The organism is Pseudomonas sp. NFXW11 (assembly GCF_049887815.1).
GTDB lineage: Bacteria > Pseudomonadota > Gammaproteobacteria > Pseudomonadales > Pseudomonadaceae > Aquipseudomonas.
This window is the reverse complement of record NZ_JAGEKI010000023.1, coordinates 67,904-90,937: the sequence shown is the minus strand read 5'-3', so window position 1 is coordinate 90,937 and position 23,034 is coordinate 67,904. Positions and strand designations below refer to the sequence as shown.

Annotated in this window: 20 protein-coding genes; 6 read left to right on the top strand and 14 right to left on the bottom strand. The window is 63.8% G+C overall.

Going from position 1 to position 23,034, the window contains the following annotated elements:
* Positions 1-131: 131 nt before the first annotated feature.
* Positions 132-1,205, bottom strand: coding sequence for a fatty acid desaturase (locus J4P02_RS27465; RefSeq protein ID WP_426196303.1), 1,074 nt, complete (start codon positions 1,203-1,205; stop codon positions 132-134).
* 99 nt (positions 1,206-1,304) lie between these two features.
* On the opposite strand from J4P02_RS27465, the gene J4P02_RS27460 reads away from it, so the two are divergent.
* The 3 genes from J4P02_RS27460 (at position 1,305) to J4P02_RS27450 (ending at position 3,901) form a co-directional block, all read left to right on the top strand.
* A complete protein-coding gene (locus tag J4P02_RS27460; protein ID WP_426196299.1) occupies positions 1,305-2,309 on the top strand; it encodes an AraC family transcriptional regulator in 1,005 nt (334 codons plus the stop codon).
* A 130-nt stretch (positions 2,310-2,439) separates the two neighbouring features.
* Positions 2,440-2,688, top strand: a complete 249-nt coding sequence (locus J4P02_RS27455) for a helix-turn-helix domain-containing protein (protein ID WP_426196297.1) — start codon at positions 2,440-2,442, stop codon at positions 2,686-2,688.
* Entirely contained in the window at positions 2,681-3,901 is a 1,221-nt protein-coding gene (locus tag J4P02_RS27450; RefSeq protein ID WP_426196295.1) for a type II toxin-antitoxin system HipA family toxin, read from the top strand. The genes J4P02_RS27455 and J4P02_RS27450 overlap by 8 nt, the downstream gene beginning before the upstream one ends.
* A gap of 47 nt (positions 3,902-3,948) precedes the next feature.
* Here J4P02_RS27450 and J4P02_RS27445 read toward each other — a convergent pair whose 3' ends face one another.
* The gene (locus J4P02_RS27445) at positions 3,949-4,644 is read right to left on the bottom strand and encodes a Crp/Fnr family transcriptional regulator (RefSeq protein WP_426196293.1); all 696 of its coding nucleotides are present in this window, start codon (positions 4,642-4,644) and stop codon (positions 3,949-3,951) included.
* A 102-nt stretch (positions 4,645-4,746) separates the two neighbouring features.
* Here J4P02_RS27445 and J4P02_RS27440 point away from each other — a divergent pair, with 102 nt between their 5' ends.
* The gene (locus J4P02_RS27440; RefSeq protein WP_426196291.1) at positions 4,747-5,271 is read left to right on the top strand and encodes a DUF962 domain-containing protein; all 525 of its coding nucleotides are present in this window, start codon (positions 4,747-4,749) and stop codon (positions 5,269-5,271) included.
* Positions 5,272-5,313: 42 nt separating this feature from the next.
* Here the strand turns inward: J4P02_RS27440 and J4P02_RS27435 are convergent, their stop codons facing one another.
* The 9 genes from J4P02_RS27435 to dibA form a co-directional block, all read right to left on the bottom strand.
* Positions 5,314-7,548: a GMC family oxidoreductase gene (locus tag J4P02_RS27435; RefSeq protein ID WP_426196289.1), complete on the bottom strand. Its 2,235-nt coding sequence runs from the start codon at positions 7,546-7,548 to the stop codon at positions 5,314-5,316.
* Positions 7,545-8,060: a sorbitol dehydrogenase gene (locus J4P02_RS27430; protein ID WP_426196287.1), complete on the bottom strand. Its 516-nt coding sequence runs from the start codon at positions 8,058-8,060 to the stop codon at positions 7,545-7,547. The genes J4P02_RS27435 and J4P02_RS27430 overlap by 4 nt, the downstream gene beginning before the upstream one ends.
* On the bottom strand, positions 8,057-9,433 hold the full coding sequence (locus tag J4P02_RS27425) for a cytochrome C (protein ID WP_426196285.1): 1,377 nt from the start codon (positions 9,431-9,433) through the stop codon (positions 8,057-8,059). The genes J4P02_RS27430 and J4P02_RS27425 overlap by 4 nt, the downstream gene beginning before the upstream one ends.
* A gap of 280 nt (positions 9,434-9,713) precedes the next feature.
* Complete coding sequence (locus J4P02_RS27420) at positions 9,714-10,703, bottom strand: sulfate/molybdate ABC transporter ATP-binding protein (protein ID WP_426196283.1); 990 nt, start codon at positions 10,701-10,703, stop codon at positions 9,714-9,716.
* Between the two features lie 3 nt (positions 10,704-10,706).
* Positions 10,707-11,579 carry a sulfate ABC transporter permease subunit CysW gene (gene cysW / locus J4P02_RS27415; protein ID WP_346634050.1) on the bottom strand — a complete coding sequence of 291 codons (873 nt, stop codon included), beginning with the start codon at positions 11,577-11,579 and terminating at the stop codon, positions 10,707-10,709.
* Positions 11,580-11,591: 12 nt separating this feature from the next.
* Entirely contained in the window at positions 11,592-12,410 is an 819-nt protein-coding gene (gene cysT, locus J4P02_RS27410; RefSeq protein ID WP_426196281.1) for a sulfate ABC transporter permease subunit CysT, read from the bottom strand.
* Between the two features lie 204 nt (positions 12,411-12,614).
* The gene (locus J4P02_RS27405) at positions 12,615-13,625 is read right to left on the bottom strand and encodes a sulfate ABC transporter substrate-binding protein (RefSeq protein ID WP_426196279.1); all 1,011 of its coding nucleotides are present in this window, start codon (positions 13,623-13,625) and stop codon (positions 12,615-12,617) included.
* 170 nt (positions 13,626-13,795) lie between these two features.
* Entirely contained in the window at positions 13,796-13,978 is a 183-nt protein-coding gene (gene oscA / locus J4P02_RS27400; protein ID WP_022643503.1) for a sulfur starvation response protein OscA, read from the bottom strand.
* Between the two features lie 187 nt (positions 13,979-14,165).
* Positions 14,166-16,085, bottom strand: coding sequence for a phosphodiesterase DibA (dibA, locus tag J4P02_RS27395; RefSeq protein ID WP_426196276.1), 1,920 nt, complete (start codon positions 16,083-16,085; stop codon positions 14,166-14,168).
* A 145-nt stretch (positions 16,086-16,230) separates the two neighbouring features.
* Here dibA and desA point away from each other — a divergent pair, with 145 nt between their 5' ends.
* Together desA and J4P02_RS27385 are read left to right on the top strand one after the other, a co-directional pair.
* Positions 16,231-17,415 carry a delta-9 fatty acid desaturase DesA gene (gene desA / locus J4P02_RS27390; protein ID WP_426196274.1) on the top strand — a complete coding sequence of 395 codons (1,185 nt, stop codon included), beginning with the start codon at positions 16,231-16,233 and terminating at the stop codon, positions 17,413-17,415.
* Positions 17,416-17,761: 346 nt separating this feature from the next.
* Complete coding sequence (locus J4P02_RS27385; protein WP_426196272.1) at positions 17,762-18,754, top strand: GGDEF domain-containing protein; 993 nt, start codon at positions 17,762-17,764, stop codon at positions 18,752-18,754.
* A gap of 11 nt (positions 18,755-18,765) precedes the next feature.
* On the opposite strand, the gene J4P02_RS27380 is transcribed toward J4P02_RS27385, so the two are convergent.
* The 3 genes from J4P02_RS27380 to gabD all read right to left on the bottom strand — a co-directional run bounded on the left by J4P02_RS27380 (position 18,766) and on the right by gabD (position 23,015).
* Positions 18,766-19,980, bottom strand: a complete 1,215-nt coding sequence (locus J4P02_RS27380) for an HDOD domain-containing protein (RefSeq protein WP_426196270.1) — start codon at positions 19,978-19,980, stop codon at positions 18,766-18,768.
* 138 nt (positions 19,981-20,118) lie between these two features.
* Positions 20,119-21,396 carry a 4-aminobutyrate--2-oxoglutarate transaminase gene (gabT, locus tag J4P02_RS27375; RefSeq protein ID WP_426196268.1) on the bottom strand — a complete coding sequence of 426 codons (1,278 nt, stop codon included), beginning with the start codon at positions 21,394-21,396 and terminating at the stop codon, positions 20,119-20,121.
* Between the two features lie 176 nt (positions 21,397-21,572).
* The gene (gene gabD / locus J4P02_RS27370; protein WP_426196266.1) at positions 21,573-23,015 is read right to left on the bottom strand and encodes an NADP-dependent succinate-semialdehyde dehydrogenase; all 1,443 of its coding nucleotides are present in this window, start codon (positions 23,013-23,015) and stop codon (positions 21,573-21,575) included.
* Positions 23,016-23,034 lie beyond the last annotated feature (19 nt).

The following is a 23,034-nucleotide window of genomic DNA, read 5'->3' as shown; positions in this document are numbered from 1 at the left end:
GCGAGGGAGCTTGCTCCCGCTGGAGTGCGCAGCGCTCCCCATGCCTGTCGTGCCAGGACGATCCGGGATACCGCGCCTGCGGCTGCCATGCAGCCGAGCGGGAGCAAGCTCCCTCGCCACGCTAAGCCGCTTCAGGCATTGGCCTCGCGTACAGGTTCTGCCTGCTCCTGCTCCTCGGGATGAAAACGGTTGGCCCGGGCAAAGGTGCCGAAATCATTGAAGCGCACCCCCATCTCGGCCATCACCTTGTGCGCCACCGGGGCGGTCAGCTGGCGGATGTAGAAGGGTTCCTTGACCACGAAATGGTGGATGCCGTGGGTGCTGCCGAAGTTGCAGCAGAACGCCTGCAACGGCCACAGCCACCAGGGGTTGAGCACCTGGGTCTGCTGGATCACGTTGCCCGGCTCCACATCGCCGTAGTAGTGCATGTTGGAACTGACGAAGTGCAGGCAGAAGGTGCGCAGCACATTGGGGCCGATGATCACCACCGCGGCAATATCGATCACCCGCATCATGGCCAGGGTGTCGGCCGACCAGTCGATCGAAGCGCCGAGCAAGGCGGCCACACCATTGGCCGCGTGAAAGCCCAGGAACACATACCAGGCGCCCCAGTGCAGCAACGCCAGCGGCGCATACACCGCCAGGGTGCGGCTGAGGATGCGCAGCTTGTGCCGGGCACTCGGCGCCCGTAGCAGGCGAATGAACGCCGCCATCATGTTGTCCCCCACCATCAACAGCCGGGCCAGGCCCCAGGGTTCGCCATTGGTGATGGCGCGCTCCTCGATATCGCTCTCGCTGCCGGAAACCTTGTGGTGATTCAGATGCAAGTGGCGCCGCACCCAGGGGTTGATGGTGCTCGGTCGCGCCAGCCAGACCAGCGCCAGCATCAGGTTGTGTGCCAAGCGCTGCTTGCGGAAATACATGCTGTGGATCAGGTCGTGTTCCAGCTCGTGGGTCAGGGAGGCGAAAAAGGCATTGAGCAGCAGGCAGGCCCACCAGGCCAGGTAACCGCCCAGGTAGAGCAGCGCCGACCCCAGCATCCCGGACAGCGCCAGCACCAGTATTCCCGCGCCCAAGGCGTCCTGGTGCCGCAGCAGGGGATAGCGCTGGCGCAGCGCCTCGCCCCGGGCCAGCACCACCTGGCGTATATGGGCCGCGCGTTGCTGCGCATTCATCCGCTCGGGACTTGCACAAATACCCTGCATGATTCCATCCTCTGGTCAGTGATCTGTGCATCCTGCCCCGAGCCCCGGCTCCGGGCGCTAGCCGTAAACGCCAACCTGTTGACCGGAAGCGCCAATCGCATGACCGAAGCCACTTCCCTTGCCAGCTGGACCCGTGCCTTGCGCAAGCAGCTGGACGCCCTCGACCTCGACAGCGACGCCCTGTGCCGCCAGGCCGGGCTCGACCCGCAATTGATGGAAGATCCCAACGCCCGTTATCCGTTGTCGGCCACCACCCGTTTGTGGCACTTGGCGGTAGACGCCAGCGGCGATCCGGCCATCGGCCTGCGGGTGTCGCGCTTCGTTAGCCCCACCACCTTCCACGCCCTGGGTTATGCCCTGGTGGCCAGCGGCAGCCTGCGGGAGGTGTTCGAACGCATCGTGCGCTACCACCAGGTGGTCAGCGACGCCCTGGAACTGCAGCTGATCCGCGAGGCGGATCGCTACCGCTTCTTCCTCAAGGTGCCCGAAGGCGCGCAGCAGCCGGCCTTCGAGGCCATCGATGCGTTTGCCGCGATCTATGTGCGCACCTGCCGCAACCGCCTGGGCCGCGACTACGCACCGCTGGCGGTGCAACTGCGGCGCCCGCCTCCGACCGACCCCGGCCAGTGGCACAAGGTGTTCCGTTGCCCGGTGCAGTTTGCCGCCGTCGACGATTGCCTGGAGTTCGGCCTGCACGATTTCGACAGCCACTTGGACGACGCCAACCCGGAACTGGCGGAACACAACGAAGCGGTGCTCAAGCGCACCCTGGCGCAGCTGCGGCCCCTGACCTGGGAGCGCAAGGTGCGCGGCGCCATCGAAACCCAGCTGCCGGAAGGCGAACCCTCCGCCGAACGGGTGGCCCAGGTCCTGCACCTGAGCCTGCGCAGCCTGCAGCGGCACCTGGCGGATGAAGGCACGCGCTTCGATACCCTGCTCAACGAATGCCGGGAAAACCTCGCCCTGCTGCACCTGCGCGACCCCGATTGCTCCCTGAGCGAAATCAGCTACCTGCTGGGCTTTGCCGACGCCAGCAGCTTCAGCCGCGCCTTCAAGCGCTGGACCGGAATGACCCCGGGACAATTTCGCGACGCGATGCGCTGAAGGGTGCGGCGCTTGTCCCGTCACCAGGCTGCTGTGCAGTAATTCGAACTACACTTGCAAAATGCATCAAATACGATGCATAAAAACAATTTTTCATAATATGCATCGTATACGATGCGGAATTAAACCAATGGAAAGCCTTGGACACCTGATCCGCAACCTGCGCAAGGAGCACAAGCTCACCCAGCAAGCCCTGGCACAGCAATATGGCATGAGCCGCGCCACCATCTCGGGCATCGAGAACAACAGCCTCCCCGAAATTGGCCTGCGCAAGGTCGAAGCCATCCTCAACGGCTTCGGCTACGAGCTCAGCGCGGTGCCCCGGGCCCGCCAGCGCCCGACCCTGGACAGCCTGAAGCAGGCGCATTTCCATGACTGAGCCGGCGCGGCTGCACATAAGTGTCGCCGCTACTGCAGTGGGTACGCTGGGGCGCGTCCAGGAGCAGGCAGACACGGTGTTCACCTACTCCGAGCAGGTTGCGCCTGGCAACGCGATCTCCCTGACCATGCCGCCGCGCCTCGCCAGCTATGCCTGGCAAGGAGGCCTGCCGCCCCTGTTCGACATGCACCTGCCGGAAGGCTCGCTGCGCGACGAGCTGTTGCGCCGCTTCAGCAAGGCCATTCGCGGTTTCGACGACTTCACCCTGCTGTCGATAGTCGGGCCGCATCAGTTGGGCCGAGTAACCATGAACCCGCTGGAGCCGCCACAAGCCCCGCTGCCGGAAACCAATCTGGCGGACCTGCTGGTTCACGATGGCGCCGCAGGGTTGTTCGAGGATCTTTTGCATACCTATGGCCGCTATTCGGGAATATCCGGGGTGCAGCCCAAGGTCCTGATCCGCGACAGCGCCAGTCATGTCGAGCGCCTGACCCACCGCGGCGCTACCCATCTGCTCAAGGCCTTCGATGCCGATCAATACCCGCACCTGGCCGCCAACGAGTTCTTCTGCATGCGTGCCGCCTGGCATGCCGGGCTTGCCGTGCCGAAATTCGAACTGAGTCGACATGGCCAGTTCCTGCTGGTCGAACGTTTCGATCTGAGCCACGAAGGCTATCTGGGGTTCGAGGACTTCTGCGTGCTCAACGCCTGGCCGGCCAGGGCCAAGTACGACGGTTCCTACGAAGGGGCGGCGAAGCAGATCAAGGCCTTTGTGTCTCCCCAGCTGTTGAATGCGGCCCTGGAGTCGTTCTTCAAGATAGTGGCGCTGTCTTGCGGTGTGAAAAATGGCGATGCCCATCTGAAGAACTTTGCCCTGCTTTACCCCGATACGGGCCCAGAGGCGCCAGTGAGCCTGGCCCCGGCCTACGATTTGGTGACCACCTCGGTCTACATCAGGAATGACACCTTGGCGCTATTGCTGGGAGGTTCCAAGGCCTGGCCCAAGCGCAAGGCGCTCATCCGTTTCGGTCGCTCGGCCTGCAACCTGACCGAGGGCCGCTGCCATGAACTGCTGCAACAGGTGGAATATGGCATCGCCCAAGCCAGGGGCGAGGTACAGGCTCATATGGCCAGCCAGCATGGCTTTCACGACATGGGCAAGGCGATGCTCGACGCTTGGGACAGCGGAATGGCGCGCAGCCTGAAGGTCTGATCCGCCAGCCCTCGCAGGGCCGCTGCTGTGGCGAGAACCCTCGGCAGCTACCGCGAAGATCCGCCGGCCAGGGCCTGCAGGCCTGCGGCGTCGAGGATCTCGATTTCGCCATAGCTCAAACGCAGGATGCCCTGGGCCTGCAGGTCCTTGAGGATCTGGTTGGTGGTCTGGCGTGACAGCGAGAGCATCAGCGCCAGTTGTTCCTGGGGCAGTTGCAGCACCCTGCGGGCCTGGGCCACTTCGCCGTAGCCGGCGGCCATCGCCAGCAGGCGGCTGGCCACCCGCGCCGGAGCCGGCATCAGGCTCAATTGCTCCAGGTTGATAAAGGCCAGGCGCAACTTGTGGCTCATCAGCAGTGCGAACTGGCGCCAATAGCGCGGCTCCTGTTCCAGCAACTGCAACAGGCAAGGCTGCGGCACCTGGAGCAGGGTGCAGGGGCCCTCGGCGTAGGCATCGTGGGTACGCGGCTGGCCATCGAACAGGCAGATTTCGCCGAACCAGTGGGGCGCTTGCATCAGGCTGAGCAGGGCTTCCTTGCCTTGTTCACTGACCGCACCGACCCGCACCGTGCCCTCCAGCACCGCGTATAAACCGCAGGGTGGATCGCCGCGCAGGAACAGGCATTGCCCCGCCGTCAGCCGGCGCAGGCGGGCGCTGGCCAGCAAACTATTCTGTAAGGAAACCGGCAGGTGGCTGAACCACTGGCCGGTCATCAGGCATTCACGCCACTGCTGCAGTTCCATGAACAGGTCTTTCCCCCAGGGCATCGCAATGATTGTCGCCTAGCTGACAGAGCCGAGCTCCGCCACCGGGCATGATCGAGCCACCCTAACGGAGGAACAACAATGAAAAGCCTCGTCGATCACCTGAGTCAATACGCCGCCTACCACCGTGACCCGCGCAATATCGCCAGCCATTTCATCGGCATCCCGATGATAGTGGTCGCCGTGGCCGTGCTGCTGTCGCGCCCTGCCTGGAGCATGGCCGGCCTGTGGTGGTCGCCGGCACTGCTGCTGGCCGTTGCCGCGTCGGTGTTCTACCTGCGCCTGGAACTGCGCCTGGGCGTGCTGATGACGGCGCTGATGGCCCTTTCGGTGTGGATCGGCCAGGCGCTGGCGCAGCAAGGTACCGGGCTCTGGCTAAGCAGCGGCCTGGGCCTGTTCGTGATCGGCTGGGTGATCCAGTTCATCGGCCATTACTACGAGGGCCGCAAGCCGGCCTTTGTCGATGACCTGTCGGGGCTGATTGTCGGCCCGCTGTTCGTGGTGGCCGAAATGGCGTTTCTGCTGGGGCTGCGCCACGACCTGAAGCAAGCCATCGAACGGCGCTCGGGGCCGGTGGCCCTGCGGCAGAAGAAGGCTATGATCTGAAGCCCTGGCCGGGGGTGCCAATGCCTCCCCGGCCAGGATCTTTCACAGGGTGCCGAACTCCACCCGCACCGTCAGTTCACCCTGGTTGCCCTGCAGGCCGACACCGTAGCGCCCTTCCAGGTCGGCATTGATGCACAGTTGCAGTTCCCCTTGGCGGCCTCCCGGTATCTCGGCCAGATCACCGATCAGGAATGGCTCGCCAGTGTCGCCGACCCTACCGATCAACGCCCCCTCACTGGCCCCCGGTACGATGTAGCCGGCCTTGGCCACATAGCGCGGGTTGCGCCCATCCACCATGCACCCCGCCGGACTGGCGGACCAGCGCCCGCTGACATAGCGCACCAGCCGCGGGCTGATGCCATTGAGCTGCACCCCGGTGCCTTGCCAAGGCTTGTTGGCCTGGACCTTGACCGTCGCGGCCCTGAGCTCATTGGCCAGCACATCCGCGGCCTGGAACGACAGCGCGGCAATGGTCAGGCTGGGGTTGGCGGTACCGCTGGAAGGAAACACCCCATCCCCCACCAGGAACAGGTTGTGGTGGTCCCAACTGCGCTGGTGCTTGTCCACCACCGAGGTCTTGCGGTCATCACCCATGCGGTAGGTGCCCATCAGGTGCCCAGCGCCCTGGAAGCTGTAGGGCTCCTTATCGTAGATGAAGAATCCGGGATTCTTGTCCGGTGTCGGTTTGAGGTCGGTGAGTTCGGTGGCCCCCAGCAGCTCGGTGATGATATAGGTGGCGGCTTTGCGCGCCTGCTTGAAGCCCTCCTTGGTGTAGTCCGACAGCTGGTAATGGATCTCCGGACGAGGGATACCCAGGCGGTCCTTGTGCTCCTTGGAGGGCACGATGTAGCAGTCGGCGTGGTCCGGGTCCTTCTCTACCTGCTCCACCAGGAAGGCAATGCGGAACTGGCGGATCAAGCGATCATTGAGGGCCTGGATCAACTCGCGCCCGAACAGCGCCGGGGGTTTCTGCTCGGGTTCCAGCGGGGGATTGGTTTTGCTGACGTTATCGCCGTCGATCAGGTCGCACACCGTGGTGTAGGGGTCGCCGATCGGCCAGTTCAGGCCCTCATTGCCGATCTCGATGCGCCACGCCGCCCGCTGATCGCGAAAGGCACCGTCGCGCAGGCTTTCGATGCCCGCGGTAGACACCGGCCCGCGATAAGGGAACACCGTCTGCCCCGGTGGCATCAGCCCCCAGGCCAGGTAAATCGGGTGGTCCGCCAGGCTGAGCCCGACCTGGCCACTGCTGTTGGCCACACCATGGGGTGCCTCGGCGCAGGTCGAGTTGAGCAGCAGCTTGGGGGTCTCGATGGCGTGCGCAGCGATCACGTAGCGCTGCCCCAGGGCGACACCGGTGGCGGTGGGCGGACCGTCGCCCAACTGATACTGGATGAACTCGATGCCACTGATATTGGCATCCGCCCCCACCCGCACCTTGCTCGCCACTGTCTGGTACAGCACCCGCACATTGCCGGTCTCCAGAGCCTTGTTCAGGGTCACGGTGGCGTCGTACTTGGCCTGGATCGGGCAGATCGGCGTGCAGTTGGTATTGCCCGCGCACACTCGGCGCCCGGCATAAGGCTCGGAATTGCGCCCTGCCGGGGTCGGGTTCACCAGCAACGGCATGCCGGCGAAAGAGCGCCCCTTCAAGGCCGAGACGAAGCGCTGTTCCACCAGGGACAGCGGAATGCCGTGCATGGGGAATTGATAGCCTTCGGGAAAAGTCATGCCCAGGTAGTTCTGGTCAGCCACATCCGCCGCCACGCCGATCTCCGCTTCAGCGCGGCAGTAGGCGCTTTGCAGATCCTGATAGGTGATCGGCCAGTCGACGCCGACGCCGTAAAGTGACTCGAGGCGAAAGTCGTTGGGCAGCATGCGCAGGCAGGTGGCGACCCAGTGCCAAGTGGTGCCGCCACCGACCCGCTCATAGGTGCTGGTGAAGGCCTCCGGGCCTTTCTGCACCAGGTAGCTGACCTCGGGATTTTGCCAGCCATTGATCAGGTCGGCGATGGTGGGCCGCGGTGCATTCTGTTGCCCGGGTTGCAGTTGCGGGTACTGCGCGGGCTGCAGGTTGCTGGCCGGTGGGTACGGCGATTCGGGGGTTTTCAGGGTGGCGTTGTAGAAGCGCTCCATGTACTGGGTGCGATTGGCCGGTACGGACGGCCCCGATTCCAGCACCAGCACCTTGGCCCCGGCCAGGCCCAGTTGATAGGCAATGATGCTGCCCGCCAGGCCGGCACCGACGATCACCACATCCGCTTGTTCTGTGCTCATGACGAAGCTCCTTGCTGGCCCTTGGCAGGCACCCCGGTAAAGGCTTCCAGGCTGGGCGGGGTCTCGCTCCAGTAGCCGAAATGAAACTGGCTGTAGCCCATGGGATGGGCCTGGGCGACTTTCCACGCCCAGCTCTGCTGGTAGGCCAGGTCGGACACGACCGATTGCTGCTCTTTCTTGTAGGGACCGGCGTCATAGGGCTGATACCAGACGCCCAGCAGCCACATCTTCATGATCGACCGGCACGCCATGGCCGCTTGAGTAGTGGCTGGCGCGTTACCGTTCATCAGTAGGATCTGGGCGATTTTTTCCTGTTCCTTCTCATGGGCGCTGAACAGACTGGCGTACTGGCTCAGCAGGTCATTGAGCAAGGATTCGGTCAGCCGCGGGCGGATATAGGCCAGGAACTGGCTGGGCAGGTCGATGGGGTCGATCGTCGGCGCCAGGCGATTAGGGTCGATCCCCAGCAGCGCCGAGGACAGGCCGACAAAATTCTCACGTTCGCTACTCATGGCTTGCTCCCTGCGGCGCCCGTGGATTGGGCCCGCTCCAGCAGATAGGTGAAGTCGGCGAAGCTGGTTCGCGGACTCTGGGTGACTCGGGTCGTAGCGTTGTTATGGCAGTCCATGCAACTGGAGGACGCCTGGGGCACGGTGCCCTGGATAAAGGTCTCCAGGGTGGCGTTGGCGAGGAAGGTTGGCGCTGGGCTGCCCAACGGGTTGGTTGGCGACGGCGCGCTACAGCCCTTGGCCGGATCGGCAGGCCACTGGGTGCTGATCAATTGGTAGTTGGCCCAAACACTCTGCGGGTTGGCCGTGCGCAGCAGTGCCTGATAGGTGCTGTTCATCGCCTTGGCTTCATCGGTCAAGGGGATCTCGCGCACGATCTGCGACGGCGTGGCCTTGACCGCAGGGTTCCAGGGCCGGGGCGGCGGCTGGTTGACCTCGGCCTTGCTGACGGCGTTGTAGAACAGGTAAGGCCCCTTGCGCTGTTCCGGCGGGGTGGTTTTTTCCGGCACGTTGTCCACATGTTCGAAGGTCGACCAGACCCACTGCGGCGCCTCTTCGGTCTTGTGCACTATGTGCAGGCCCACCAGCCCTACGGTCTCGTTCTTGCACGACTCCGCCACGATCGGCCCATGGCTCGGATCGCTGTTGCCGGGGGTGTAGACCAGGGCATCGACACTGTGGAAGCGGCTGCGCTGGTCATTGCCCTCCAGCACCTTCCACGAAGCCTTGACCATGATCGCACCGTGCTTCTGATGCGCTTGCGAGCCGCAACTGAAGGTCGCGCGGTTGTTCTGATTGGCCGCGAAGTACGCTTGTTGCCCCTCGACGCTGTACAGGCCCTTGTCGAAGATGTCCTTGAACATCGCCTGGTTGACGACGATTTCATTGCGCGTGTAGGTGCCGCTCTGATCCACCAGCGGGCCGCTCTGGAACGGCTGGATAAATTCATCGAGCACCCCGGCCACCTTGCCCAACTGCTGCAACAGCCGCCCGGACTTGAGCCCTTCGCAAGCCTTCGGAAGAATAGCCGGAGCATCCCAGGGCGGTGGCTTCTCGCCCTTGGCCCGGAAGATCTGATAGCTCTCTTTCCAGCCCTCCCAAACGGTGCTCGCATCCTCTTTGCCGATGGGGCCGGTGCCGGCGTTGCCATCCTCCTGGGCCGGCCAGTTGAGGGCGATGAAGGTCTGCCAGGAGAGCACGTCGAAATCGTGCTGCAGGCTGGCCAGGGTGGGTGGCGGGGAAGTGGTGACGCTAACGTCGAAGGGGATCTGCGGGGACAGGGTCGGTGGTGCGGCGGCCAGCACCAATGGACTCAGCAGTGCACTGCACAGCGCACAACCGAGCCTTGGGCCGGGTCGACGGGTTTCCTTTTTCATCGTTATCTCCTTGGCAGCAGGCTGGCCAGGAGACAGAACGCCGGTCCGTCATGGACTCTTCAATCGCGCCCTCCTGGCACAATTTCCAGCGTAGATAAGGAATGTCGCGGGCAGTGAGCGGGCAATAGAACGAATCGAGCTAGCCGCAATAGCCCCGCGCCATCACCGTGCCCGTAGGATCCAGCTCGCCGGCGAAGAGGCCCCTGAGCCAGGTGCACGGCTTAAGGACGCCTTCGCTGGCAAGCCAGCTCCTACAATGGGATCGGCCGGCGGGCAGGTGTCAGAGGTTGGTGTGTTTCTGCCAGACCTTGGGCTTGAAGAACAGGGTCTCGCCACGGGCCAGGCCGATCAGGCTGTCGTGGTCCTTCACCACTTCGGCTTCGATCAGTTCGCTCTGCCCTTCCACCTTCAGGGTGACCCGGGTGGTGGCCCCCAGCGGACGGATATCGCGCACTTCGGCAGCGTGGTGATCCTCCAGCTCGGAACGCGACAGCGACACTTCGTGGGGGCGGAACAGCACGTGGTGGTCTTCCCCCAGGTGCAGGCGATTGGAGTCGCCGAGGAAGTGGTAGACGAAGTCGCTGGTCGGGTTCTCGTAGACCTCGCCCGGGGAGCCGATCTGCTCGATCACGCCCTTGTTCATCACCACGATGCGGTCCGCCACTTCCATGGCTTCTTCCTGGTCATGGGTGACGAATACCGAAGTCAGGTTGATGTCTTCGTGCAGCCGCGCCAGCCAGCGGCGTAGCTCCTTGCGCACCTTGGCGTCGAGGGCGCCGAAGGGTTCGTCCAGCAGTAATACCTTGGGCTCCACCGCCAGGGCGCGGGCCAGGGCAATGCGCTGGCGCTGGCCACCGGAGAGCTGCTCGGGGTAGCGGTCGGCGAGCCAGTCCAGCTGCACCATGTTCAGCAGTTCGTGGACCTTCTCGGCGATCTTGCTCTCGCTGGGGCGCTGGTTCTTGGGTTTCATGCGCAAGCCGAAAGCGACGTTGTCGAACACGCTCATATGGCGGAACAGCGCATAGTGCTGGAACACGAAACCGACGTTGCGATCACGCACGTCGTGGCCGGAAACATCCTCGCCGTGGAACACGATGCTGCCATCGTCGGGAGTTTCCAGCCCGGCGATAATCCGCAGCAGGGTGGTCTTGCCGCAGCCGGACGGGCCCAGCAGGGCCACCAGCTCGCCGCTGTGGATATCCAGGTTGATGCTGTTCAGGGCCTTGAAGGCATTGAAGTTCTTGCTGACGTTACGGACTTCGATCGACATGTCTTATTCCTCCGCGGCGCTGGCGCGCAGGCGGTTGATTCGGGATTCGCTCCACTGCTTGAGCAGCAGGATGAACAGCGCAAGGATCAGCAGCAGGCTGGCGACGGCAAAGGCGGCAACGTGGTTGTACTCGTTGTAGAGGATTTCCACGTGCAACGGCAGGGTGTTGGTGACCCCGCGAATATGCCCGGAAACCACCGACACCGCACCGAATTCGCCCATGGCCCGGGCGGTACAGAGCACCACGCCGTAGATCAGGCCCCATTTGATATTGGGCACGGTGACGTGCCAGAACATCTGCCAGCCATTGGCCCCCAGCAACCTCGCGGCTTCCTCTTCCTGGGTGCCCTGCTCCTGCATCAGCGGGATCAGTTCACGGGCAACGAAGGGCACGGTGACGAAGATGGTGGCCAGGACGATGCCCGGCAGGGCGAAGACGATCTGGATGTCATGGTCCGAAAGCCACGGGCCGAACAGGCCCTGGGCGCCGAACATCAGTACGTAGACCAGGCCGGCGATCACCGGTGACACCGAGAATGGCAGGTCGATCAGGGTCACCAGGATGCTCTTGCCGCGGAACGAGTACTTGCTCACGCACCAGGCGGCGCTGACCCCGAACACCAGGTTCAGCGGCACCGAGATCAGCACGGCGATCACCGTGAGCTTGAGCGCCGACAGGGCGTCGGGTTCGAAGATCGCCTCGAAGAAGGCACCGATGCCAAGCTTCAAGCCCTGGGACACCACGATAAACAGCGGCAGCAACAGGAACAGGGCGAAGATCAGCCAGCCGAGGCCGATCAGCACGCGCCGCGAAGTGGCGCTGCCACGGCGGGCCGCGTTGGCCGACGAAGCGGCGCTAATGGACGATTGGGACATGTGCGCGCCTCCTCAAGGTCGTTCGATGCGCCGCTGCAGCAGATTGATCAGCAGCAGCAGGAAAAAGGAAACCACCAGCATCAGCACGCCGATGGAGGTGGCGCCGGTGTAGTCGTACTGATCGAGCTTGACCATGATCAGCAGCGGCAGGATTTCGGTCTTCATCGGCATGTTGCCGGCGATGAAGATCACCGAGCCGTACTCGCCTACGCCCCGGGCAAAGGCCAGGGCGAAACCGGTGAGCCAGGCCGGCAGCAGCGCCGGCACCAGGATATGGCGGAACACCTGCCACGGCTTGGCGCCCAGGCAGGCGGCGGCTTCTTCCACTTCCCGGGGGATGTCCGCCAGCACCGGCTGCACCGTGCGCACCACGAACGGCAGGGTGACGAAGGTCAGCGCCAGGGTGATGCCCAGTGGGGTGTAGGCGATCTTGAAGCCCAGGTCGGTGGCGAACTGGCCCACCAGGCCGGTGGGCGCGTAGAGCGCGGTCAGGGCGATGCCGGCCACGGCAGTGGGCAGGGCGAATGGCAGGTCGATCATGGCATCGATGACCTTGCGCCCGGGGAAGCTGTAGCGCACCAGGACCCAGGCCAGCAGGGTGCCGATGATGCCGTTGATGATGGCCGCATACAGGGCGGTGCCGAAGCTCAGCTTGAGCGCGGCAAGCACCCGGGGTGCGGTGACTATGGCCCAGAACTGATCCCAGGTGAGTTGCGCGGCGTGCACGAACATCGCCGCCAGGGGGATAAGCACAATCAGGCTGAGGTACACCAAGGTGTAGCCCAGCGTCAGCCCGAAGCCGGGTATGACGGGGGAGATACGACGCGACATAAAAGTCCTTGGTTAGCGGATGTTCTCCAGCACAGGCGCCAATGCCGGTGGCGAGGGAGCTTGCTCCCGCTGGGCCGCTCAGCGGCCCCAGACCAGAGACCGAAGTGCATCAAGAGCACCGTTCGAACCGGTTTGGGAGTGCTGCGCACTCCGGCGGGAGCAAGCTCCCTCGCCACATCAGGCGGGCGCCTGCAATGATCTTGCTTATTGTGCGGTGTAGATCTGGTCGAACACCCCACCGTCATTGAAGAATTTCGGTTGGGCAGTTTTCCAGCCGCCGAAGTCCTTGTCGATAGTCACCAGGTCCAGTTTGGGGAACTGCTGGGCATATTTGGCGGCTACGTCCTTGTCCCGTGGACGGTAGAAGTTCTTCGCGGCGATTTCCTGGCCGGCCGGGCTGTACAGGTGCTTGAGGTAGGCCTCGGCGATTTCCACATTGCCTTTCTTCTCGGCGTTCTTGTCCACCACCGCCACCGGCGGCTCGGCGAGGATCGACAGCGACGGCACGACGATGTCGAACTTGTCGGCGCCACCGTCTTCCTTGAGGGCCAGGAAGGCTTCGTTTTCCCAGGCCAGCAGTACATCGCCCTGGCCGTTGTTGACGAAGGTGATGGTCGAGCCGCGAGCGCCGGTGTCCAGCACCGGTACATGCTTGAACAGCTCCTTCACGTATTCCTGCGCCTTTGCTTCGCTACCACCGGTCTTCAGGCCGTAGGCCCAGGCGGCGAGGAAGTTCCAGCGCGCACCGCCGGAGGTTTTCGGGTTCGGGGTGATCACCGAGACGTCTTTCTTGATCAGGTCGCCCCAGTCCTTGATGCCCTTGGGATTGCCCTTGCGCACCAGGAACACGATGGTCGAGGTGTAAGGCGTGCTGGCCTCGGGCAGGCGCTTCTGCCAGTCCGCCGGCAGGGTCTTGCCGAGCTTGGCGATTTCGTCGATGTCGCCGGCCAGGGCCAGGGTCACCACGTCGGCGCGCAGACCGTCGATCACCGCCCGGCCCTGCTTGCCGGAGCCGCCATGGGATTGCTGGATCTTCACGCTGTCGCCGGGATGTTCCTTTTTCCAGAAGCTGGTGAATTCGGCGTTGTAGTCCTGGTAGAGCTCACGGGTCGGGTCGTAGGAGACATTGAGCAGCTCATAGTCCTTGGCAACGGCGGAACCGGCAAATACGGCGCTGGCGAGGGCGGCCAGGGCATAACGGCGAATCGACGACATGATGGAGCTCCCGAATATTTTTAAGGTGCTGGCATTTTTCTTATGGCGAATCAGGCCCGCATTCGCAGGCGAACGCTGGGGATCATGCTGGGGGTCATGACTGACGCCCTCCGGTGGTCCAGTCGGGCCTCTCGAAGGCGAGAGGGTGACGCGGATGGAACGGGCGTGCCTTAGCTGGGCTTGTTGCCGGGCTGCTGCAGGCGGAATTTTTCCTTGCGCTCGATCTGTACCACCTGGGCGTTGTGCACGGTGATTTCCACGGCGCCGAAGCGCAGATCGCGCAATGCGCTTTGAATTTCCCGCAAGATGGTTGCTTCGTCCTGGCCGTCAACGCTACGTAGAGATGCGCTCATGGTGCTGCTCCTGAGTGGGATGTGCCTGGCAGTGGCGGCACTGCTTGCGGCGTGGAGCAATAGTAGATAGGCGCTAATATTCTTAAAAATACTATTTAAGAATTTTTATATAACCAGAAGCGATTTACTGGCAGGACGTGGCCTGCAGCCACAGCTGCAAGCGGACAGCAGCCTGTGGCAGCGGCCATCAGCGAATCGCCGGGGCGTTGCTCCAATCCAGCTGCGGCGCCGGCATCGGTCGGCCGAACCAGTAGCCCTGACCCAGGTCGCAGCCCTGTTCCAGCAGGAACCTGGCCTGTTCCACCTGCTCGATGCCTTCGGCGTGCACCTGCATGCCCATGCTCTGGGCCAGGGCGATGATCACTCGGGAAATCGCCGCATCGTCTTCGTCGCCAGGCAGGCCAGCGACAAAGCCCTGGTCGATCTTGAGCTTCTGCACCGGCAGGCGCTTGAGCCGCAGCAGGGATGAATAGCCGGTGCCGAAGTCGTCGATGGCCAGGCGGATGCCCAGCTCGCGCAGGCGGTGCATCTGTTCCAGGGCCACTTCGGGGTCTTCCATCACCGCGCTTTCGGTGACCTCCAGCTCCAGGTAGGCCGGGTCCAGCCCGGTGTCGTGCAGCACCTGGGCCACTTGCTGGTACAGCTCGCTGCGGGCGAACAACCGAGTCGAGACGTTGACCGCGATAAACGACAGCACCACGCCCTCGGCCTGCCATTGGCACATCTGTCGACACGCCTGCTGCATGACCCAGGCGTCAATCTCGGCAATCATCCCGGTGCGCTCGGCAATCGGGATGAACTCCGCCGGCGACACCAGGCCACGCTCGGGATGCTGCCAGCGCACCAGGGCTTCAACGCCGATCAGGCGACTGCTCTTGAGGTCGTGCACCGGCTGGTAGTAGACCCGCAGCTCATGCTGCTCCAGGGCCCGGCGCAGTTCGAAGGCGATTTCCACCCGTTGCTGGGCGTGGGCGGTGAGCTCTTCGGTGTACAGGGCATAGCCGTTGCGCCCGGCGCTCTTGGCCTTGAACAGTGCCGCATCGGCGTTGCGCAGCAGCTGGCTGGCACTCAGGGCGTCGCTGGGAAACAGGCTGATGCCGACGCTGGCATTGATCACCAGGGGTTGCCCGCCCAGCTCGAAGGGCTCCTTGAAGCCGTCGATGATGCGCTGCGCCAGGGCTGCGGCCTGCACCACTTGCGGACAGCTTTCGGCCAGCACCGCGAACTCGTCGCCGCCCAGTCGCGCCAGGGTGATGCCGGGGCCGAACATCTGGCTCAGGCGCTGGGCCACGGCCTTGAGCAACTGGTCGCCCACATTGTGGCCAAGGCTGTCGTTGATCATCTTGAAGTGATCCAGATCGATCATCAGCAAGGCGCAGCCGCGCTTGTGGATCTGCGCCGAGGCCAGGGCCTGTTCGGCGCGATCGGTGAACAGCAGGCGGTTGGGCAGGTCGGTCAGCGGGTCGTGGTGGGCCAGGTGGGCCAGTTCGTGCTCGGAATCCTTGATGGCGCTGATATCGGAAAACACCGCGACATAGTGGGTCAGCTCGCCCTGCTCATCACGGATCGCGCGGATGGTCTGCCACTGCGGGTAGATCTCGCCGCTCTTGCGCCGGTTCCAGATCTCGCCGCTCCACTCATCGGTGGTCTTCAGCGAGTCGAACATCGCCCGGTAGAAGTCCGGCGAATGATGGCCGGACTTGAACAGGCTCGGCTGGCGGCCCAGGACTTCCTCGCGCTGGTAGCCGGTGATCTCGATAAAGGCGCGGTTGACGTGGACTATCTGGCCCTGGGTGTCGCTCACCAGCACCCCTTCGCGGGTGCAGTCGAACACTGCCGCGGCCTGGCGCAGGCGCTCGCGGTCCTTCTGCTGGTGGCGCAGCCAGCGATCCGCTCCCAGCACCCGCAGCAACCGGGCTCGGGCGAAGAAGATCAACACCGCGCTGACCAGCGCCCAGGCGTAACCGCTGAGCGATTGCCAGTGGACCTGATCGGTGGATTCATCGAAGAAACTGCTCAATAAATAACCACTGAACTGTAGCCAGAGCAGGGATAGCAGCAGGTAGAACAGCGCGGCACGCAAGCCATTGCGATAAGAAACCGACATAGGTCCGTCTATTTCCACACGAAAAGTTCGGGATTATAGAGGAAGAAACATTCCGTCACTCCTATCTGAAAGGGCGACTGGTTTTCTCGCCGCTCTTGGTGATAATGCCTGAGCTGTTTTTTCTCTATCGAGGGCCTAATCGCCTATGTGGTACGAAGGTTTACTTGGCTTGTCCGCCTGGCAACTGGTGGCAGTCACTCTGCTGATGACCCACGTGACCATTGTCGCGGTGACTGTCTATCTGCATCGCTATTCCGCGCACCGTTCCCTGGAACTGAATGCCGGCCTCAAGCACTTCTTCCGCTTCTGGCTGTGGCTGACCACGGCGCAGAACACCCGTGAATGGACCGCCATCCACCGCAAGCACCACGCCAAGTGCGAGACCGTCGACGACCCCCACAGCCCGGTGATCAAGGGCTTGTCCACGGTGCTGCGCAAGGGCGCCGAGCTGTATCGCGAAGAGGCGAAAAACCCGGACACCCTGCGCATCTACGGCAAGAACTGCCCGGAAGACTGGATCGAGCGCAACCTCTACAGCCGCTACAAGCTCGGCGGTATTGCCTTGATGGCGGTGATCGACCTGCTGCTGTTCGGCACCATCGGCATCACCATCTGGGCCGTCCAGATGATGTGGATTCCGTTCTGGGCCGCGGGCGTGATCAATGGCCTGGGGCATGCGGTGGGCTACCGCAATTTCGAATGCCGCGACGCCGCCACCAACCTGGTGCCCTGGGGCATCATCGTGGGTGGTGAAGAGCTGCATAACAATCATCACACCTACCCCAACTCGGCCAAGCTCTCGGTGAAGAAGTGGGAGTTCGACATGGGCTGGGGCTGGATCAAGCTGTTCTGCCTGCTGCGCCTGGCCAAGGTCCAGCGGGTGGCGCCGATCGCCCACCGGGTCGAGGGCAAGGGCAGCCTGGACATGGACACCGCCATGGCCATTCTCAACAACCGTTTCCAGATCATGGCCCAGTACCGCAAGCTGGTGATCGGCCCGCTGGTGAAGCAGGAGCTGGCCCGGGTCGATCACTCGGTGCGCCACCAGTTCCATCGCGCCAAACGCCTGTTGTCCCGGGAAACCAGCCTGCTGGACGACCGCCATCACCTGCGCATCCAGAACATGCTGGAGCACAGCCAGGCGCTGAAGGTGATCTACGAGAAGCGCCTGGCGCTGCAGCAGATCTGGGCCAAGACCAGCGCCAACGGCCACGACATGCTGGCGGCGATCAAGGAATGGGTGCACGAGGCCGAGGCCAGCGGCATCCAGTCCCTGCGGGACTTCGCCAACCAGCTGAAAACCTACTCCCTGCGACCCAGCGTCGCCTGAAGCCAGGCCCCTGGAGCACCGCCAGCCCCGAATCGGCAGCTGGCGGTGCCGCCCTGTGGCGAGGGAGCTTGCTCCCGCTCGGCAGCGCAGCCGACGCAACCCCGACCACCTGATATCACTGGCCCATCACCCTGCCTGGGGCGGCGCTTCGCATCCGTAACACCGGGCTCCCTGATCACCGCCGTCCATGGCCCTGACGACCGTCCGGCGGGCGCCGCTGGCGTCCATCCGGCCGCCGGGAACTTAGCGCCCGATCCCCTATCTCAAGCAACGCTTCGCCACCCTGGCGAGCCTGGTTGCAGCCGCCCTCGAACGCCAGGCGGCACGCCCTTTGAGATCGGTGCCGATGGCCAATAACAATCCACATACTCCATCTTCGCTTGCGCAATGGCCCGAGGCCGCACAAACCCTGATGGCGCTGATGCATGCCCAGGGCGAGGTCGCCCGGCTGACCGAGCGCGAGCAGCTCTACAGCTCGCTGCTGGTCAGCGTCAACGCAGTGCTCTGGGCCTACGACTGGGACAACCGCCAGGTGCTCTACGTGAGCCCGGCCTATGAACGGATTTTCGGCCGCCCCGCCGGGCTGCTGCTGGCCGACAGCAACCAGTGGCGCGACAGCATCTACCCCGACGACCTGGAATACGCCGAACGCAGCCTGGCCCAGGTGCTGGTCAAGGGCGCGGTGGAAGACCGCGAATACCGCATCATCGACGCCCAGGGCCAGGTGCGCTGGCTCAGCGACAAGTGCTTTATCAACCGCAACCCCGAGCCAGGGCAGCGGGTGATAGTGGTGGGCATCGCCGAGGACATCACCGACAAGAAGCAACTGGAAGCCGAGCTGCAACGCCTGGCCACCACCGATGCGCTGACCCAGAGCAGCAACCGCCGGCACTTCTTCGAATGCGCCAACCGCGAATTCGAACAGGCGCGCCTGCAGGGCGCGCCGATGGCCTTCCTGCTGCTGGATATCGATGACTTCAAGCTGATCAACGACAGCTACGGCCACCCCGAGGGCGATATCGTGCTGCAACGCATTGCCGAAAGTGGCCGCGCGGCGCTACGCCGCGGCGACCTGTTCGGGCGCATCGGCGGCGAAGAATTCGCCGCGGTGTTTCCAGGCTGTAGCGCCCTCATGGCGCTGCAAGTGGCCGAGCGTCTGCAGCGGGAAATCCAGCGCCAGGGTTTCAGCCACCAGGGCCAGGCCTTCAACATTACGGTGAGCCAGGGGCTGACCGAGCTGCGGGCGGAAGACGAGAGCCTCGACAACCTGTTCGCCCGCGCCGATGCGGCGATGTACGAGGCCAAGCGCCAAGGCAAGAACCGTATCGTCAGCGGTTGATGGCCGCGAGGTCAGCCCTTGCGCAGGCGTACCAGCTCGGGCAGGCCGATCTTCAGCAGTCGCGCGGTCTTGCTGCGGGCCACCTGTTCCACGCCTTCATGCTCGGTCAGGCGTGCCAGTTGCGCCGCCAGGTTCATCACCAGGGCCTCGCGGGAATAGACCCCGCCACCGAGCTGATAGCTCGAGGCGATCAGTTCCCGCAGTTCCAGGGGCATACGCCAACGGGTGCGCAGGGCCGAACCGTAGGCGGCGCCGAAACGCTCCAGGGCATCGCCGACTTCTTCCTGGTCGTCCAGTTCGCCACCGGCCTGCTTCCATTCTTGCAGGCAGCGCAACAAGGCCAGGTCTCCCAGGCGATGCAGCAGCCCGGCGCAGTAGCAGCGCTCCTGGTCCAGGTCCAGCAGGCGCGCCAGGGTCCGGCCGTATTCCGCGGTGTGCAATGACAGATCCCAGTAACGCTCGGCGTAGTCGGCCAGGGCCGGATCGCTCAGGCGCGCGCTGCGCTTGAGGGTCAGGCCGAGGATCAGGTTCATGCTCTGCCCGGAGCCCAGCCGATGCAGGGCCTGGGACAGAGTCTGGACCCCGCCGCCATGGTGCTGGGCGGCACTGTTGGCGGCGGCGATCAGCACCGCGGTGACTTGGGGATCGGTGTGGATCTCCTCCTCCAGCTGCTTGAGGTCCAGGCCGTTGGGGTTGAGGCTGCGCTTGACCGCCTGCTGCACATCGGTGAGCAGCGGCGCGCCGTCGGCCACCTCGCGACGGCGTTCGAGAAAGGTCCACAGGGTCATGCCCGGGGCCAGGGCCGGCACCTCGCAGGAAACCTCCTGGCCGGCATCCAGCAGCAACCCTTGCAGGCGCTGGGTCAGGCCTTCCATATTCAACGGCTTGGTCAGGTAGGCGGTGGGCGCCAGGGGCAGGGCCTCGCGCACGCTGGCACTGTCGCTGCGCGAGCTGAGCAGGATGAACGGCTGCAACGGGTTGCGCTTGCGCTGGCGCAACGAGCGCAACAACGCCAGGCCGTCGATGCCCGGCAGTTCCCAGTCGGCGATCACCAGGTCGAAGGGTTTGGCGCTCAACAGGTCCATGGCTTCCTGGCCGTCGGCGCATAGATCCAGGCGCGCGTCACAACGCACGTTGAGCAACACTTGCTTGAGCAAATCGCGGGACCAGGGATCGGCCTCGGCAATCAGCACACGAGGTACAGCGGGTAGATCAACAGCGGTCATGCAGCACGCTCCCTAGGCAATCCCTTGCACCTTAGTCAATGCGCGGGCTTCCATACAGCGCAAATCCCCCCATGGACCACCCGGGGATGAAAAAAACCCGCCGAAGCGGGTTTTTTTGTCGATCAGCTCACAGTGCCATCAGAGTTCGGCAAAGCACTCTTCGATGATGGCCAGGCCTTTGTCCAGTTGCTCGTCCGGCGAGGTCAGCGGCACCAGCACCCGCAGCACGTTGCCGTAGGTGCCGCAGGACAGCAGGATCAGGCCCTTGTCACGAGCCTTGGCCACAACTTGGGCCACCGCCGCTGCGTTGGGCTTGTGGCTGTCACCGTTCTCGAACAGCTCGACCGCGATCATCGCGCCCAGGGCACGCACTTCACCGATCACTGGATGCTTGGCCTGGATGGCCTTGAGGCCGGTCACCAGACGCTCGCCCACCGCCTTGCAGCGATCCAGCAGGTGCTCTTCCTCGAACACTTCCATCACCGCCAGGGCCGCGGCGCAAGCGATCGGGCTACCGGCGTAGGTGCCGCCCAGGCCACCTGGAGCGATGGCGTCCATGTACTCGGCCTTGCCGCAGACACCGGCCAGGGGGAAGCCGCCGGCGATGGATTTGGCGAAGGTGGTCAGGTCGGCGGCAACGCCCATCTGTTCCATGGCGAAGAAGGTGCCGGTACGGCCAGCGCCGGTCTGCACTTCGTCAGCGATCAGCAGGATGCCGTGCTGGTCGCACAGGGCGCGCAGGCGCTTCATGAACTCTTTGGGCGCGACGTAGAAACCGCCTTCGCCTTGCACCGGCTCGATGATGATCGCGGCGATATCACGTGGCTCGGCATCGTTCTTGAAGATGCGCTCGATGCTGGCGATGGAGTCGTCGATGCTCACGCCGTGCAGTTCGTTGGGGTACAGCGCGCGGAAGATACCGCCAGGCATCAGGCCCATGCCGGCCGAGTAAGGCACGACCTTGCCGGTCAGGCCCAGGGTCATCATGGTGCGGCCGTGGTAGGCGCCGGTGAAGGCGATCACGCCGGCGCGGCCAGTGGCGGCACGGGCGATTTTCACGGCGTTTTCCACGGCTTCGGAACCGGTGGTCACCAGCAGGGTTTTCTTGGCGAAATCACCCGGGACCTTGGCGTTGATTTTCTCGCACAGTTCCACGTAAGGCTCGTAGGCCAGGACCTGGAAGCAGGTGTGGGTCAGCTTGTTCAACTGCTCGGTGACGGCGGCGATGATTTTCGGATGCACGTGGCCAGTGTTCAGCACCGCGATGCCGCCAGCGAAGTCGATGAACTCGCGGCCTTCAACGTCGGTGACGGTGGCGTTCTTCGCGCTGTCGGCGAAGATCGGGTGGATCTGGCCCACACCGCGAGGTACAGCGGCTTCACGGCGTTTCATCAGGGATGCGTTGGTCTTGCTCATAAAATCCTCATTCACCGCTGCTACAGCGGTGTGATTCAAGGGTTGCGGGGCGGGGAAGCGGCTGCGACAGCATGCGTTGATCGACTGTCGGAGCCTTCCCGGGCCACCTTGAAAGTGCGTTTTTTACAGCGGCGCAAAGGGGCAGCGCTCTCGTGCCCTCTGCGCTTGAAGCGAAATCAGATGCCCAGGCAGAGGTACTTGATTTCCAGGTAGTCCTCGATGCCGTACTTGGAACCTTCACGACCCAGGCCCGAGGCCTTGATGCCGCCAAACGGCGCCACTTCGTTGGAAATCAAGCCGGTGTTGACGCCCACCATGCCGTATTCCAGGGCCTCGGCCACACGGAACACCCGACCCAGGTCGCGGGCATAGAAGTAGGAGGCCAGGCCGAATTCGGTGTCGTTGGACATGGCAATGACTTCGGCCTCGTCCTTGAAGCGGAACAGCGGCGCCAGCGGGCCGAAGGTTTCTTCCTTGGCCACGGCGGCGTTCTTCGGCACGTTGGTGAGGATGGTCGGCTCGAAGAAGTTGCCTTGCATCGGCTTGCCGCCGGACAGCAGGGTGGCGCCTTTGCCCAGGGCATCGTTGATGTGCTCCTGGACCTTGGCCACGGCTTTCTCGTCGATCAGCGGGCCGGTGGTAGTGCCCTCTTCCAGGCCATTGCCGATCTTCAGCTTGGCCACTGCGGCCTTGAGCTTCTCGGCGAAGGCGTCGTAGATCGAATCCTGGATGTACAGGCGGTTGGCGCAGACGCAGGTCTGACCGTTGTTGCGGTACTTGGAGATGATCGCGCCTTCGACGGCCTTGTCCAGGTCAGCGTCGTCGAACACGATGAAGGGCGCGTTGCCGCCCAGTTCCAGGGACACCTTCTTGATGTCCTGGGCGCATTCGGCCATCAGCTGGCGACCGATTTCGGTGGAACCAGTGAACGACAACTTGCGCACGATCGGGTTGCTGGTGAGCTCGCCGCCGATGTCGCCAGCGCTGCCGGTGACCACGTTCAGCACGCCTTTGGGGATGCCGGCACGGTGCGCCAGTTCCACCAGGGCCAGGGCCGAGAATGGAGTTTGCGAAGCCGGCTTGATGACCATGGTGCAACCGGCGGCCAGGGCCGGGCCAGCCTTGCGGGTGATCATCGCCGCAGGGAAGTTCCATGGAGTGATGGCCGCGGTCACGCCGATCGGCTGCTTGATCACGATCAGGCGCTTGTCGGGCTGGTGGCCGGGGATCACGTCGCCGTAGATGCGCTTGGCTTCCTCGGCGAACCATTCGATAAAGGACGCGGCATAGGCGATTTCGCCCTTGGCTTCGGCCAGCGGCTTGCCCTGCTCCAGGGTCATCAGGCGGCCCAGGTCGTCCTGGTTCTCGATCAGCAGTTCATACCAGCGGCGCAGCTTGGTAGCGCGCTCCTTGGCGGTCAGGGCACGCCAGGCCGGCAGGGCCTTGTCGGCCGCCTCGATGGCGCGGCGGGTTTCCGCGGCGCCCATTTTTGGCACGGTGCCGAGGATCTCGCCGGTGGCGGGGTTGTTGACCTTGATCGTCTGGCCGTTGTCCGCATCGACCCAAGCCCCATCGATAAAGGCTTGTTGGCGGAACAACTGGGCGTCTTTGAGCTGCATGTCGGCTTCCTTAACAGCA